This is a genomic window from Dyadobacter sp. HNCC25DJ186 (assembly GCF_056895235.1).
In genome coordinates this window covers 228,517-244,607 of sequence record NZ_JBXHAS010000004.1, presented here as the reverse complement: position 1 = coordinate 244,607, position 16,091 = coordinate 228,517, and the positions used below count along the sequence as shown (strand labels likewise).

The window sequence follows — 16,091 nt, the reverse complement described above, 5'->3', positions numbered from 1 at the left end:
ATTAACTTAGTATTATAATTAATTTTGCATTATGTGTATTATGTAGTGATTTATATGGAATATTTAAAAAAGAGGCAAATTTAAACTCGTAGATTGAAATGTTGGATTTTCAACTGGTTGGATGTAAATTTTTATAAAATGATCAATAATCAGACAATCAGCCAGTTGTCGGGCGTATATGCTTTCTGTACTTTGAAGATTTATCCAGTGAAATAGTTAATTATAGCAGCTTTTTGAAAAAATCACGGTGATATTCACGTGGTGATTTTCCGACTGTCTTCTTGAATACACGGTTGAAATTGGTAACATTGTCGAAGCCGGTTTGATACGAAACATCGGAAATGCTGTCAAATTTTCCGGAAACCACAATCTTACAGGCTTCATTTACACGCACTTCATTTAAAAAACTTACGAAGGTTTTGTCTGTATGTTTTTTGAAATAACGACAAAAAGCCTGGGGAGTCAGGTTTGCAACGGAGGCAATTTCACTGAGCGTTATATGGTTTTTGTAATTACCGATCACATATTGGAAAATCTGATCCATCCGGATTCCCTCCACATCAGAAATGATTTGCTCGTTATTATTTGTCGATAGTGGTTTCAGGTTTTTCAGGGTAGAAAAGGATTGGAGTAAATTGATGAAAGTAGAAATCCGAAGACTGTCCGAACTCTTCGTAATTTCAGTCATCGTTTTCTTTACCAAATCATAAGAACTCTCGGGGAGCTGCAACCCATTTTGAACACCTTCTACAAATTTCCTTATGACGGCCATTTCCGGAAGTTTTAGAATATTTTGGAAAAGATGTGCAGGATTAAAGAAGAAAGAAATTTCGTGGACGCTTTTGTTTTGTTCAGGATCGTAATAAATATCGTCGCTTTTGAAAACGTGCGACTGGTTCGCTCCGATAATATAAATATCCCCACTTTTGAACCGTTGCATATAATTACCGGCGATAAGCATTCCTTCTCCCGACTTGATCCAGGTGATCTGAATTTCAGGATGACGGTGCAGGTGATTGTAGAAATGGGGGATAATATTATCCTGAACTACAATCGTGCTTTCTTTGGCAACGGGTATAGTGAACTGAACTACTTTCATCGGGTAGATAATTTAGCAGGCTATTGATGTCGATACGCTAACATACCAGTTTCAGAATTAATAAACACGAAAAATGGTCGGAAATTATCTGGAAGATTTATTTTTTCGGTGATTATAGGTTAAAATAAGTTTGTTATTGCATTTTGATAAGACAAAAAAACTGCGAAGTATAGAATAACTATACCTCGCAGTCAAAATCAGTGAAAAACAGAAAACTATCTCAGCGCTATTTTTTGTGGCGCACCAAAAATCATTTCACCAACACCGGCCGTTTTCACACCGATCCGGACAAATACATAGTCTCTGCTTGCGAGTGTATTCGATAGGCTGGCCGTCAATGTTACCGGTTTGGTCAGGTCAGTCAGATCTGCTGCAACTTTCTGAGCATTTCCTGCATTGTTATTGGCGTCCACGATGGTTGTGGTTCCAACATAAAGGTTAACACGTTCAATTTGACGGCTGGTGCTAATTTGCTGTAAATTAAAGGTGGCCGAAACCGCTTTTTCCCCTTTTTGATACGTATCATTTCTGATGACAAAATAAGGCGTAACCGGCACATCTATTTCAAGTGATCCCTTCAACTGAACATCAACTGAATCAGTATTATCGATCCAGGGACCGTTGCCGCGTAATCTCACAAGTTTATAATTTCCGTCAAACAGACTGGCTGAAAATGTTCCGTCCTGGTTTACATAAACCGGAATCTTGGTAAATAACTGATAACCGCGCTGCCATAATTCCAATTGAACACCGTTTGATCTAACGCCAATTGCTTGTCCGTCGTGAACAATTCGGCCCTTTAAAACAGATTTCGGCTGCTGATAGTTATCTTTTTCGCATCCTGAAAATATGACTGCCGAAGCCATCATGAAAAATGCTATTAGTGTCGTTTTCATATCTTTTAATGGAATGGATTACGGACGATTTTTGGATTATTGTCTATAACAAGCTGCTCGATGGATGAATAATAATTCCCCATCTGGAAGAAGCGTGGCGCACGGAAACGTGGTGCGACAAGTTTGTCAAATACGTATTTGCCATGAGTAGGATGCCCCGGGCGAACAACGCGGTATGGATACAGTGCATAAATAACTGCATCCGGATTTGAAGCATTTCCGTTCCAAACCTCATGCGCAATCCGCCAGCGTTTCAGATCCCATACGCGATGATCTTCAAAAGCAAGTTCAACACGACGTTCGTTCTGAAGTTTTTCTATAGAAAGTGACTTCAAACTATTTGCGCCAAAACCAGCTCTTTCACGAATGATATTCACATATTTCAAAGCATCAGCCGTTTTACCCAATTCCAGAGCAGCTTCACTTGCGTTCAGGTAAATTTCACCCAAACGGAACCTTACCCACCACATATCGCTACGGATACCACGCGTACTGGACATGGCTGTCTGGTCAACATATTTTCTCAGATAAAAGCCAGAGTTTGTAACTTCTGTCTGCGAACGCTGCGGTCCGGACGAGCCTGTCAGCAGACCGCCGTCTTCGTAAGTTGAACCAAGCGTATTAGACTCAACATTCTGAAAACTGTTTGTCGATGCGTTCCACAATTTGACACCAGCCTGAATCTGCACAGGAGTTCCACGGAATGAGGTTCCCGGATAAATTACAGTACCGTAAAGACGGGCATCTTTATTTGCAAAAATATCCTGAAGATTGTCGTAATAAACATAATCCGAGCCAGCGGCATTTCTGGTACGCAACTCACCCGAAGTTCCGTCCAGATATTCATAGTCTTCAACCAGATTAAGCGATGGCGTTATGGAAGAGGATGAAAGATTATCTTCCCGAACATTTCTGGCGATATTGTCGTACGTAAAACCATGTCTTTTGTCTTTGCTCGTCAGATAATCCTGAGCAAGAATCACTTCCTGATTTGACGTTTTTTTAGTAATTGCATCATAAAAATTTTCACCAAGGTTCGGGTTGGTCTGATACAATCGGTACATTCCGCTGTTTATCACTTCTTCGGAAGCAGCAAGTGCTTTTGTGTAATAGTCCGCTGCTCTGGCTGCCGGAATCCCAACCTCTCCGCCAGGTGTTGAGATAGGAGAAGCCATTTTACTGTTATACCTGGCAATCGAACCTGCGTATAACATAGCACGGCTTTTCAATGCCATTGCCGTAAATTTGTTTGCACGCGTATTACTTCCGGCGTTTCCCAGCTGATCTTTTATAGCATCAAGCTCTGACGCAATGAAATCATAAACTTCTTCTTCTTTATTTCTGGGTTGCTGCAAATAAGATGGGTCTCCGTTGAAATCATAGATTAATTGTTTGGTGACAATAGGAACACCGCCCATTCTTTTTACATGATCAAAGTAAACTAAGGCTCTGACAAAACGTAATTCAGCTGAAAACTGACTTTTTTGAATTGCTGAAAGTTTCGTACTGAATTTTTCAATGTTTTCCAACGCCAGATTGATATCCCGGATCAATCCGTAATCCCATAAGCGCCAGCGATCAAAAGGATAGGAAATAATGTTATTTCTTCCATCATCATTGTTTGACCACATGGCTTCATCATAGGCCGCAAACTCTGCCCAGCCTGTATTTAAAGTGGTATGGGCCGGCAAACGATCATAATAATTGGCCAGCAAACCAGTGATCAGTTTCGGGTCATTCCATATCTGATCTTCAAGAATTAAATTTTGTGGCTCTCGGTCCAGCCAGTTCTCAGCGCATCCTGAAAGGAAAAAAAGCAGGAGAACGAATGATGTATATTTTGATAGTGTTTTCATGGTAATCAGATTAAAAAGTAAGATTGAAACCAACATTCAACAAGCGCTGCTGCGGATATACCAAAGCATTTCCGGATGAAATTTCAGGGTCGATTTCGTATTTTTTTACATTATCAATAGAGAATAAATTGGTTGCATTTACGTAAAGGCGAAGGCCCGACAAACCAATTTTTTTCGCAAGTTTCTGATCGAAATTATAACCAAATTCTATGTTCCGAAGACGGATATAACGCACGTTCGTAATCCAGAAATCACTCCTGCGGAAGTTTACGTGGCTGGTGTTATCTTTTCGTAAAGCCGGATAAGTCCCTGGAATCCATTTGCTGTTAGGGTCAAACGGATCTTCGCGATGCCAACGGTCTTCGAGCATGAAATGTGGAGAAGTTCCGTTATTTTGGTAAGGTATTTTCAATTCCCAGTTTCTCTGAAAACTTTGCATCGACGCGCCGGCGAAGTCGAAGAAGAGGGAGAATCCTTTATAAGCCAGACTTCCGTTAAAGGCAAAACTCAAGTATGGATTCGCTCCTTCGGCATATCCGATCGGTCTTTCGTCGAGGTCGTTGATGATGCCGTCACCATTGATATCCTTGTAAATAAAGTCTCCGGGCAACTGCGTTCTGTTTCCCTGCCCATCATTGTCGATCGTATGGCTTTCTATTTCCTCCTGTGACTGAAACTGGCCTTCTACCTGGTAACCCCAATTGATGTTTCCCCAGCGGTCAACAAAAGAATTACGATACTCATTGTAAGAATTTCCAAAACGGGGTTTGTAGAAATCAAGATCTTTACGACGGGAAAGCGTAGCGTTCGCACTGAAAATATAATCGATCTGGCCAATGGAACTTTTGTAGGTCAACACGGCCTCAATTCCTTTGTTTACATCGGAGTTCAAGTTTTCGTTTGGTAAGCTGTATCCAACTTCTGATGGAAGCAAAACGTCATAACGTGCTGCTGGCAAGCCTTCGCGTTTGCGTTGGAACACATCAACCTGACCGTTTAACTTTCCGCCCATAAAGCCAAAATCAATCCCGAAATTGGTGGAAACATTGGTAATCCAGGATAACGTAGTAACTGGCAAACCTCTCGGGCGAACACCAATGTTATAAGCACCATCAAAAATTGCGCTTCCCTGCAAGAAGTTATATCCGGGTAAATAACTGAATGGATCAACGACAAACGGATCGTTTGGAAGATGCGTCAAACGGTCACTACCAGTCCGGCCATAAGAAGCGCGGATTTTAAGGTTGCTGAAAACATTTTCCAGTTTCCCTTTGAAGAAATTTTCTTCTGAAATTCGCCAGCCGGCCGAAACGCCTGGGAAGAATCCGAAACGTTTTCCAGGTGCATAAAGGAAAGATCCATCGTAACGACCCACTGCTTCAACAAGGTATTTTTGTTTAAAAGCATAATTTACCCGACCAATATAACCTGCCCGAGCCTCTGTGCTCCATTCATCCAAAAGGTAATCCTGGTTGGCGAAAGACATCAAAGGGATATAATTATTGGGTGGTACCGTATGGACGATCATATAGGTATTTACATTATCCGACTGCTCATAAGCACCGACCCCTGAGATTTCATGATCACCGAAAGTTTTGTTATAACTTAGCTGAAATTGAGCGAAACGATCAACGATATTCCGCTTGCGCCGCTCTCTCCACGGATTCTGGTTTCCACCACCGACCACTACGTCGTAGGTATCTTTCTCTGCGTTATAAGTGTAGGCGTCATACGTGTATTCAAAACCGTCGAAGTCGAAATTGGTAAACCCATAGGAGTACGTTCCTTTGGCTTTTAAACCAAAACCGAAATCGTATTCTGCAAAAAAGTTGCCTTTTACAACGCGTGTTAATTCATCTATATATCCTGTAATTTCCTTTGTATAGGTGGCAGGGTTGACATTAACATTATGCGTTTGGTTGATATAATTCGGGTTATCATTCGCATAAGGACGTTCCGTAGGCCACATGGTAAAAATACTGAGGAACGGATTGAAATAATCGTCAAGACCCGGAACTCCAACCTGCGATCTGTTTTCAATTCGACCGTTGATCTGTGTTCCGACTTTTAGTTTTTTAGTAATATGTGCCTCAATATTCGCCTGGATATTTGTTCTTTTAAATTTATAATCTTTGATTAAAGCATCCTGGCTCAGCTGTCCGAAAGAGAGATAATAATTGATTCTTTCCGTTCCGCCTGATACGTTTGCATTTCCATAATATTGCGGAACATTCGGACGCATGACCATTTTGTAATAATCAAAACTCTGGAATCCCTTTTCTGTTCCGGTTTTCCACTTTGCCAGTTCTTCCGGCGTGATCGAAGGCGTGCGGCCCTGATTCACGTCCGATTCGACCAAGCCGCGCATGTGCTGATAAGCGTTAGCCGGTTTTGGATACCGGGTGAAATTTTGCAAACCATAGTAACCCGAAAGATTGATTTTTGCTGGTCCGTCTCCGGCTTTTCCTCTTTTTGTAGTAACCAGAATTACGCCGTTCGCCGCCCGTAAACCATAAATTGCGGCGGAGGCATCTTTCAGAATTGAAATACTTTCAATATCATTTTGACCTAAATTATTGAAGTTGGTCGCGTCAGAAGGAATCCCGTCAATTACGTAAAGTGGCGTTCCCATGTTACGGATCTGGATAGAAGTAGCATTTCCCGGACGGGCATCTGCCTTCCGTGCGGTGATTCCCTGTACCCGCCCAACCAGCGCATCTGAGGTTCCGATCGAAGGTGTCCGGATCAGGTCTTTTGCCTGGATATTGCTCACAGCACCCGTAACCGTAGCGGCGGATTGTGTTCCGTAACCAACCACAATCACTTCCCGAAGTTCCTCATTGCTCGGAACCATTGTAACCTTAATTGTCGATTGATTCCCTATGGCAACATCCTGAGATGTGTATCCAATAAAAGAAAAAGTAAGCGTCTGGGCGTCGTTTGGAATATTCAAAACGAAGGCTCCGTCCGCACCGCTGCTTGTTCCGATTGAGGTTCCTTTTACAACAACACTTACGCCGGGTAATGGATTGCTGTTCTCATCGACTATTGAGCCTGAAATCGTTTTGTCAATGTAATTTTTCCATTCATAGGTATTTATCGTTTTGTTTAAAAATTTTGGATTTATATGCGCCAGGGTGTCCTGTGGGCATAAACAGGCGGCCGTTATGAAAACGCCCAGGGCTTTGGAAATACCCCATTCCGGATATCCGTTACGTTTTTTCATTGTGTAAAATATTAAATTAGAGATGAGATAGTAATTATTCTTAGTGTTAAATATTTGTATAAATCAAATATTTGTTGAATAAACCATATTGAAATTTGGATGTATTTTTCCCACGCAACATTTCCGAAGAAATAGTGCTCTGCCAGGTGAAAAGTACATTCTTATGGTTTAAAGAAGAGGGTTTTTTGAACGCTGATTAATAAACGTTCCTGCATGCTTTTGTCGATGGTTTATTCATAGGCCATAAGATTAGTATGAGAGATGAGTGTAAATAATCTTATAAAAATATAGTATTAAAAACTGGCCGTCACCGAAGCAACGGCCAGCTTATTTTTTATTCTTTCACTACTTTCATAACACCTGTCATCAGGCGCCAGTGGCCTGGGAAGGTGCAGACGTAAGGATAGTCACCAATTTCTTTTGGTACCACGAATTTCAAACGATAGGTTTGTTCCGGGTTCACCAGCGGCGTCGCTGCAATAATTTGAGGGATATTTGGTACATAATTTTTCTCAGCACCATCTTTTGCAGTGATCATTTTATCAGCGGCTGCACCAATAATAGCTGTTGTTTTTGGCTTTCCAACGACAATATTGTGCTGCATCGCATCCGGGTTTTCGAAGATGATTTCAACCGTTTTTCCTGCTATTGCGGTAAACTCGGTAACACTGAATTTCATCTCCTCGCGAATTGCCTTGATACGAACGATCTGAACATTTGGATCAGAAGCGACTTCATCCTTGATACCGTAAGACTCCATAAGGGTTGTGAATTTAGTGCTTAGGTCATCCTGGATATTTCCTTTAACAGAAGCAAGTAAAGTGCGGTTGGCATCAGAAAGCGTTTCTTTACGCTTTGGATTCCAGGCGCCAAGAATTCCTTTCAAAACCGCATTTCTTCCCTGCGGGTCAAGTGATTCTGCCGTTTTGATCATATCAAGCACTTCGTCACCCGAAGCATAAGAAGTGTAACCACGTGCAGCTCTTTCCAAAGCAAAGTCAGACAGACGGTCCAGACGTTTCACTTCGAAACTTTTGCTCATCGTATTATTTTTGTTCTCGTCTTTTTCAGGAACCACGTTGTCAACATCAACCGTTGCCGTAACGCTAACTTTTCCTGACTCATCTGAAGTAAATCCGAAACCGGCTTTCCACGGACCGTTGTTGCCTTCGGTCAGTTTAATCGTTTCGCCGGGTGCAATACCTGCATTTAACTGACGACTAACATAATTGGTGTTCAAAGAACGGCTTCTGATACCCACATTCACAACAGGAACCAAGTCTTTCGGTACGGCAACACTTCCCTGGTTTGTAATTTCAATCACAACCCTTGCATATTCCCGAACATAAGGCGTCGCAGGTTCGATGGTAATATTCGTAATGGCAAGCTCTGCAGAGCCTTGAACGGTCACTTTATTTGCTTCATGATTGTCATGATTCATTTTTGAATGATCCATCACTGTTTTTTTAGCATCCGTTCCGGCTGATTTTTGAGGTCCTGACTTGCTTACGCGCTGAGCCAAATATGTCTTGCGCAGTTTGCCGTCATGTGCGTTCAAAATAGCAGCGAAAGCATCCGGCATCCAACGGTCGTCAGCCTGCGCGTAACTATCCAGAAGTCCAAGAACAGCCGTTTCAATTTGTGGTGTCAATGGAATTTCACAGAAAGCTAAAAGTGTATTTAAGACAACCAAAGGTTCTTTGTCATGAATAGCATCAACAGAAAGCAAAGTCTGGGCCGAGGCAGGAGTACGAGCCAAAACCTGAACGGCAGTTTTACGAACCGCATTACTTGGGTGTTGGAGCGCAGCGTTTACAGCGGAAAGAACCTGTGGGTCTTCAATGGCGTTCAGTCCGTGCAATGTCCATAAGGCATGAATTGCAGCCGTATTTAACCCAACTTCATCAACAGATTTGTCGTTTACTAAGGCAACAAGCTGAGGGACCACGTCTTTCTGTCCACGTTCTACCAACAATCTTTGTGCATGGCGTCGCCATAACATATTGGTATTTTTCAAAGTCGCAACCAATTCTTCCGGACGACTTTTGCTCAAAGTAAGAGGTTTGTATTCCGGTGCTTTTTTATAGGCGACACGGTAAAGACGACCATGTGTAAAGTCTCTCAAAGGCGTTTCATAAGCATTTCCTGCACCATTTTCAGATCCTTTCGGTGTAGGGTTATGCTGGATAATGTAGCTATACCAGTCAGCAATCCAAACGGCGCCGTCCGGACCTACTTCTGCAAAAACAGGGGCAACCCATTCGTCAGCACCAGCAAGTAAGTTGAAGCCAAGTTTATCTTCGTAATCCGTTCCATTTTTCTCCATAAAATTCTGGTGAAGAATATGTCCCGTTGGTTCAGATACAAATGCTACGTTATTCCAATACTTTTTAGGATAGGCACGGGCAGTATAGAAATTATGTCCGGCAGCAGCAGTAAAACCTCCAAAAACGTCAACCTGACGAACTTTCGGCGTGATCGGCTGCATGTCTTTGTGCGTATCGGTACTGCGGCTTCCGTTATCCACTTTGCTTGCTCCAAAATAACGGTTTGGGATTGCGCTGTACCAGCCATGCGAATTATTAGCCGTTGAACCAAACAAATCGCCCGCTTCGTTAAAGCCTAATCCCCAGGTATTATTTGAAGTTTTTGCAACGATTTCCATGTCAGAACCATCTGGTTTGAAACGGAAAAGTGCTTGTCCAAAATCCAGGTTATCGCTTTTACCAACTTTACCTTTAAAACCGGAATATCCAACTGATCCATAAACCCAGTTATCAAAACCGTAATGAAGGTTTGAAGGTCCGGCGTGCGTATCACCCGTTCCGAATCCGCTGAAAAGAATTTTCTTAACATCCGCTTTATCATCTCCGTCAGTATCCTGCAAGAACAACATATGAGGTGCCTGAGAAACGATCAGACCGCCATTAGCGAAAACCAATCCAGTAGGAATACTCAGATCATCCGAAAATTTCGTGAATTTATCAGCTTTCCCATCTTTATCCGTATCCTCGCAAATCAGGATATAATCGCTTCCACCCGTATCTTTTCTTTCGTTTGGATAATCTTTTGTGATCAATACAAATAACCTTCCGCGCTCATCCCAAGTCATCGCGATCGGGTGCATCACGTCAGGTTCATGTGCGAAAATGTCCAATGTGAAATCAACCGGAATCTGGATATGTTTCACAGATTCTTCTGGAGAAAGCGGCAATTGCTGCATCTGAGCACCAGGACGTTGTTCGTAGTTCGGAAGTTTTGCTTCTCTGTATTCGAAAGGTTTTGGGGCCAAAGCTGCAAAGGATTTTTTCGCATCATCATTAACAGCCCAAAGAATTCCTTTTTCAATCAGATCGTGAAACCCAGGAACGGCCCAGGTGCGTTCATCGTGGCCATATGCCGTGTAAAAAACACGTCCTTTTCCATGCGTACGAACCCATGTGTAAGGCTCTTTCTCAACACCAGGCTTATCTTTTTCCTGATCTTTCTGAATAATGCGCTCGGTAAGGATCACATTGTCAGGTTGTAATAATTTGTGTAAATAAGTTTCGTCAACCGTTTTAAAAGACTTTACACCGGCAAGTGCCGGATGTTCAGGTTTTGTCCAGACAGGCTGAATGGTATCCCAGGTATGTCTCCAGAACTGACCTCCGATTAATTTAACAACCTCAGGATTGTTACGGAAACAATAAGATGCGCAGTGAACCGGAATAAATCCTTTGCCGCTGGCAACGTAATCCAATAATGCTTTGGCCTGCTGCGGAGCGATCGAGTCCCAGTTTGCATAAAGCATTAATGCATCGTATTTGTTCAATGTTTCCGGGTTCAGGTCATTCAAATCGTCCGTATAAGTGAAGTTTATTCCCTTAGGCCCAAGAGCCGCCATGATTTGAGGCGCACGTTCAGAGGATTTGTGATGGCCGATCGTATCTCCCAGGAAAAGCACCTCAATCCTGCGGCCCTTTGTGGCCTCAGTTTTACTCACAGCATTTTGTGAGGATTGCTGGACGGCACATCCGAGAAGAATAATGCCTATTATAAAAGATAAAGCTTTGGTTTTCATTTAGTTATTAAGGATTTATTTGTAAGTCTGGTAATGTAAAATTCATTTAATTATCCCATTCGGAAATTTGTTGAAAATCGAATAGGTATTTATCCTGAAAATCAATTTTAAAATCGGTCAACATTTTTATATATTCTTCTCTGAATGTGCGTGTCTTATGATGTACTTCCTGATTATCAATGTATTTGATCACTGCATCAATGTGCGAGCGACTATATGAAAACGCACCGTATCCTTTCTGCCAATTAAAAACAGCCAGTTTGTATTTAGCTTTTAAAAATTTGTTTGACGACGTTTTAATTTCTTCAACTAAATCAGGCAATGTTATTGTCGGATTATATCCCATGAAAATGTGAATATGATCCGGCATACCGTTAATTGCCAACGGTTTGGATTTTTTGCTTGAAATGATTCCTCCGATGTAAGCATACAGATCATTCTTCCAGGCTTTTTTAATTATACTTTCCCGGCCCTGAACTGAGAAAACAATTTGAATATATAGTTGTGTGTAAGTATTTGCCATTTTGATTGGTGTGTGTCTTGAGATTTAAATTTTTATCTGGGTAAACCTAACAATATTTCGGTGCTCTGCACCTTTTGGTGAACGCATTTATGTTTGTTTCTACAAATATTTCGGTGCTCTGCACCTTTTGGTGAACGCATTTATGTTTGTTTCTACAAATATTTCGGTGTTCTGCACCTTTTGGTGATCGTGTTTTTGTTTGTCTCTACAAATATTTCGGTGCTCTGCACCTTTTGGTGAACGCATTTATGTTTGTTTCTACAAATATTTCGGTGCTCTGCACCTTTTGGTGAACGCATTTATGTTTGTTTCTACAAATATTTCGGTGTTCTGCACCTTTTGGTGATCGTGTTTTTGTTTGTCTCTACAAATATTTCGGTGCTCTGCACCTTTTGGTGAACGCATTTATGTTTGTTTCTACAAATATTTCGGTGTTCTGCACCTTTTGGTGATCGTGTTTTTGTTTGTCTCTATAAATATTTCTGTGCTCTGCACCTTTTGGTGAACGCATTTATGTTTGTTTCTACAAATATTTCTGTGCTCTGCACCTTTTGGTGAACGTATTTATGTTTGTTTCTACAAATATTTCTGTGCTCTGCGCCTTTTGATGAACGTATTTATGTTTGTTTCTACAAATATTTCGGTGTTCTGCACCTTTTGGTGATCGTGTTTTTTGTTTGTTTCTATAAATATTTCTGTGCTTTGCACCTTTTGGTGAACGTATTTTTGTTTGTTTCTACAAATATTTCGGTGTTCTGCACCTTTTGGTGATCGTGTTTTTTGTTTGTTTCTATAAATATTTCTGTGCTTTGCACCTTTTGGTGAACGTATTTTTGTTTGTCTCTATAAATATTCTGGTGCTCAACACAACACTATCTTTTACGAATTATCTTGTGCTTGAAAATGGTGCAGAGCACCATAATATTTGTAGAAAACGCCCGTTTTTAGTTCAAGTTCCAAAGGTGCAGCGCACCGTAATATATATCAATCAACAATCAGATTTATGCATTTTTAAAATCAGGCAACTGAATCAAAGCACCGCCTTGTAAAGCCGATTCATGCGCCAGGATACCAACACTTGTCCAGTTTGCAGATTGCCATGCATTCGGGAACGGGTCACGATCTTCGATCAGCGCGGCAATAAATTCATTTGCCAAATGTGGATGCGATCCCCCATGGCCACCTCCTTGTACAAATGAAAGGTGAGAATTATCATCAGCATCATATACTCCATGTCCCGTAAACTGCTGAATTTCCTCAGGCAGCAAATGCGCGTAATCCGGCGTTTTTACATGCTCAGCAATCTCATGTTCCGGTTTTTTAGCCGTATGGATCACAGGATCTTCTCCTTCGATCAATGGCCATTCGAAAGATTTTTTGCTTCCGTAGACCTCAAAACTTTCACGGTACTGACGCGCTACGTCAAACAGTGACCGGTATACATAAGCCGACAAATCGCTATCCTTGAATTTAATATGTGCAGATTCCACGGCAAAAGGCGAGTTGTGTATTTTTGCCAAATCTTCACTGATCGTCCCTGAACCGAAACAGGATACATATTCAGCTTCCAATTTTAATAATCCGGCTACCGGACCAACACAATGTGTTGCGTAATGCATCGGAGGTAAACCTGGCCAGTAGTCAGGCCATCCCTCCATATCCTGTTGGTGACTGGCTTTCAGGAATTGTATTTTACCCAGTTCTCCTTTTTCATATAATTCTTTCACAAAAAGAAATTCGCGCGCATAAACCACCGTTTCCATCATCATGTATTTCTTGCCGGTTTCCTTACAAACCTTAACAATTTCCATACAATCTTCAACGCTTGTTGCCATTGGAACCGTACAAGCGACGTGTTTTCCCGCACGAAGCGCCTTTAAAGTTTGCTCTGCATGATTTGGAATAGGCGAGTTGATATGAACTGCGTCTACTTTTGGGTCATTCAAAAGGTCTTCATAACTTGTGTAACGAACATCGATACCATACTGGTCGCCCACTGCGTTTAATTTTGACTCTGTACGCTGACATATTGCATACATATTAGCGTTTGGGTGACGCTGATAAATAGGAATAAATTCAGCTCCGAAACCGAGACCAACAATGGCAATGTTAATTTTTTGTGACATATAATAGTAAAGGATTAAAGATTCGGATAAAGTAATTAGGGCATAATCGAAAGCATTGACACGGCGTTTTGAGGATATTCCCAATGTCACCTCTTATAACGAATTGTATTTTGCCTCGCTCTTTTATTAACAATACAATTTTACAGCAAAATAATGCTAAAAACTTTACGTCTTTTGATTAGTACTAACTGTATTTTGACTTGTTTTTAAATCTGCGCTGTCTTTTGAGCAAAATAAAGCTATACCAAACAAACACTTGCAAAGTTTTTAATTTAAATATTACGCTAAAAAAAGATGATCAGACCAGCAAAACCTGAGGATGCCGAAGTCGTAGCTCCATTAATGATTCTTGCATTGGGCCACATCGCGGGGATTTTTGCCAGGTCAAAAAACCATGATGATGCCATTCCGTTTGTAGAAAATTTTTTCAGGCATGATAAAAACCAATATAGTTACGAGAATACTTTGGTGTATGAAAATGATTTTGGGATCGTAGGAGCTGTCACTGGTTATGATGGAAAATTGCTTCATGAATTACGGCGACCCATCCTGGACGAAATGCATAAATCCGATCCTGATTTTTACCCGAGTGATGAAACAGAAGCGGGCGAATATTACCTCGATTGCGTAAATGTCCATACTTCGGAACAGGGAAAAGGCATAGGTAAAAAGCTAATTGCCGCATTTTGCGACCATGCTATAAAACTCAATTTTCAACGAGTCGGGCTTATTGTGGATACAGAAAATCCATCCGCGAAAAAACTATATGAGAAGCTCGGTTTTTGGGAGGTTGGAAAGAAGGATTTTATGGGCCATCAGTATTTTCATATGGTCAGGGAGTTGTAATAATCGACCACTGATTGCTGCTAAATAGTTTTAGTAACTTTTGAAAAAACAGTACCTTGTGTGTTCCTAACCTTTAAGAAAAAATAAATGAAACCGCGTCTTATTTCATTGGACGTCCTGCGTGGGCTGACTATTATTCTCATGACGATCGTTAACAATCCCGGAGACTGGGGTCATGTTTATTCTCCGTTACTTCATGCAGAATGGCATGGTTGCACGCCGACGGATCTGGTATTTCCAACTTTCCTTTTTATCGTTGGTGTGTCTGTTGTTTTAGCAACTACAAATAAAAATCTGAATGCCAGCTCGATACAGAAAATAGTCACAAGGACGCTGAGGATCTTCTGTCTGGGTCTATTTCTCAGTTTCTTCTCAAAGATTCACGCTTTTGGACTGGAAGGATTGCCGTTGCTTGGTATTCGATTGGTGATAACTGCAATCATCGTGTTGGCACTTTTCAGTGATTATGACCGAAAACTTCAATTTTACGTCGCGTCAGGAATCTTTGGAATGATGATGATCCTTGCTTTCGGCGGGTTTGCTGATTATGAAAACGTGAGGATTCCAGGTGTCTTGCAAAGAATTGCTGTTGTTTATTTCATCGTTTCTTTGCTATATTTTAAAACAAACTGGCAAACACAGACTTTTCTTGGTATTGCTGTTTTGTTGGTCTATTGGGGTTTAATGACATTAATTCCGGTGCCCGGAGTTGGTGAGGCGAATTTTGAAAAAGGAACAAACCTTGCTGCCTGGCTTGATAATTACTTGCTTCCGGGCCACCTTTGGGCAACTTCAAAAACCTGGGACCCGGAAGGGATTCTGAGCACACTCCCGGCGATCGGTACAGGAATTGCCGGACTTTTAGTGGGAACGTTATTAACCAGCCATTTTTCAAAAGATAAAAAGGCTGTTTATCTTTTAACCGGATCGATTCTCGGGATCGTTATAGGTTTGTTATGGAACGTTGCGTTTCCGATCAATAAGGCACTTTGGACAAGTTCCTATGTCTTGTACGCCGCCGGAATCGCGTCTGCTTGCCTGGTGATTTTGTATTATGTTATTGACGTCTTGGGCATTGCTGGCTGGACGAAATTTTTCGTCATATTTGGCGTGAATCCTATGGTCGTATTTTTCTTTTCCGGGATCATTCCCAGGGTTTTAAGCAGCATAACGATTAACTACCCAAACGATCCTACCCGTGATCCAGTCGGGTTACAGGCTTATTTTTATCAATTTATCCTATCTCCATTTTTTCAGGACCCGGCTGATGCTTCATTTGCCTACGCGCTAACCTATCTGACATTATGGTTTGTTATATTGTATATACTCTATCGTAAGAAACTGGTATTCAAGGTCTAGATAGTCCGTTTCAATTTTTTGGTGAAGGTTTATTGAGGTTTGAATATTTAACAAAACGGGCATCGGAATTTATCCCGATGCCCGTTTTGCTAAATAT

9 protein-coding genes are annotated in these 16,091 nt (G+C 41.4%); 2 read left to right on the top strand and 7 right to left on the bottom strand.

Annotated elements, in window-relative coordinates:
• Positions 1-220: 220 nt before the first annotated feature.
• The 7 genes from AC1XUO_RS14835 to AC1XUO_RS14805 all read right to left on the bottom strand — a co-directional run bounded on the left by AC1XUO_RS14835 (position 221) and on the right by AC1XUO_RS14805 (position 13,789).
• Entirely contained in the window at positions 221-1,099 is an 879-nt protein-coding gene (locus AC1XUO_RS14835) for an AraC family transcriptional regulator (RefSeq protein ID WP_483330573.1), read from the bottom strand.
• A gap of 215 nt (positions 1,100-1,314) precedes the next feature.
• Complete coding sequence (locus AC1XUO_RS14830) at positions 1,315-1,995, bottom strand: DUF3823 domain-containing protein (RefSeq protein WP_483330572.1); 681 nt, start codon at positions 1,993-1,995, stop codon at positions 1,315-1,317.
• Between the two features lie 5 nt (positions 1,996-2,000).
• Positions 2,001-3,851: a RagB/SusD family nutrient uptake outer membrane protein gene (locus AC1XUO_RS14825; protein ID WP_483330571.1), complete on the bottom strand. Its 1,851-nt coding sequence runs from the start codon at positions 3,849-3,851 to the stop codon at positions 2,001-2,003.
• Positions 3,852-3,861: 10 nt separating this feature from the next.
• Positions 3,862-7,077: a SusC/RagA family TonB-linked outer membrane protein gene (locus AC1XUO_RS14820; RefSeq protein WP_483330570.1), complete on the bottom strand. Its 3,216-nt coding sequence runs from the start codon at positions 7,075-7,077 to the stop codon at positions 3,862-3,864.
• Positions 7,078-7,411: 334 nt separating this feature from the next.
• The gene (locus AC1XUO_RS14815; RefSeq protein ID WP_483330569.1) at positions 7,412-11,140 is read right to left on the bottom strand and encodes a PVC-type heme-binding CxxCH protein; all 3,729 of its coding nucleotides are present in this window, start codon (positions 11,138-11,140) and stop codon (positions 7,412-7,414) included.
• A gap of 46 nt (positions 11,141-11,186) precedes the next feature.
• Complete coding sequence (tnpA, locus tag AC1XUO_RS14810; RefSeq protein WP_483330568.1) at positions 11,187-11,663, bottom strand: IS200/IS605 family transposase; 477 nt, start codon at positions 11,661-11,663, stop codon at positions 11,187-11,189.
• A 1,001-nt stretch (positions 11,664-12,664) separates the two neighbouring features.
• A complete protein-coding gene (locus tag AC1XUO_RS14805) occupies positions 12,665-13,789 on the bottom strand; it encodes a Gfo/Idh/MocA family protein (RefSeq protein ID WP_090341048.1) in 1,125 nt (374 codons plus the stop codon).
• A 294-nt stretch (positions 13,790-14,083) separates the two neighbouring features.
• Between AC1XUO_RS14805 and AC1XUO_RS14800 the strand changes: the two genes are divergently transcribed.
• Positions 14,084-14,635 carry a GNAT family N-acetyltransferase gene (locus AC1XUO_RS14800; RefSeq protein ID WP_483330567.1) on the top strand — a complete coding sequence of 184 codons (552 nt, stop codon included), beginning with the start codon at positions 14,084-14,086 and terminating at the stop codon, positions 14,633-14,635.
• Between the two features lie 87 nt (positions 14,636-14,722).
• The gene (locus AC1XUO_RS14795; RefSeq protein WP_483330566.1) at positions 14,723-15,994 is read left to right on the top strand and encodes an acyltransferase family protein; all 1,272 of its coding nucleotides are present in this window, start codon (positions 14,723-14,725) and stop codon (positions 15,992-15,994) included.
• Positions 15,995-16,091: the final 97 nt, after the last annotated feature.

Coding starts and splice junctions, on each gene's coding strand:
- AC1XUO_RS14830 (WP_483330572.1), bottom strand. CDS start 1,995: ATGAAAACGACACTAATAGCATTTTTCATGATGGCTTCGGCAGTCATA.
- AC1XUO_RS14835 (WP_483330573.1), bottom strand. CDS start 1,099: ATGAAAGTAGTTCAGTTCACTATACCCGTTGCCAAAGAAAGCACGATT.
- AC1XUO_RS14815 (WP_483330569.1), bottom strand. CDS start 11,140: ATGAAAACCAAAGCTTTATCTTTTATAATAGGCATTATTCTTCTCGGA.
- AC1XUO_RS14820 (WP_483330570.1), bottom strand. CDS start 7,077: ATGAAAAAACGTAACGGATATCCGGAATGGGGTATTTCCAAAGCCCTG.
- AC1XUO_RS14825 (WP_483330571.1), bottom strand. CDS start 3,851: ATGAAAACACTATCAAAATATACATCATTCGTTCTCCTGCTTTTTTTC.
- AC1XUO_RS14795 (WP_483330566.1), top strand. CDS start 14,723: ATGAAACCGCGTCTTATTTCATTGGACGTCCTGCGTGGGCTGACTATT.
- AC1XUO_RS14800 (WP_483330567.1), top strand. CDS start 14,084: ATGATCAGACCAGCAAAACCTGAGGATGCCGAAGTCGTAGCTCCATTA.
- AC1XUO_RS14805 (WP_090341048.1), bottom strand. CDS start 13,789: ATGTCACAAAAAATTAACATTGCCATTGTTGGTCTCGGTTTCGGAGCT.
- tnpA (WP_483330568.1), bottom strand. CDS start 11,663: ATGGCAAATACTTACACACAACTATATATTCAAATTGTTTTCTCAGTT.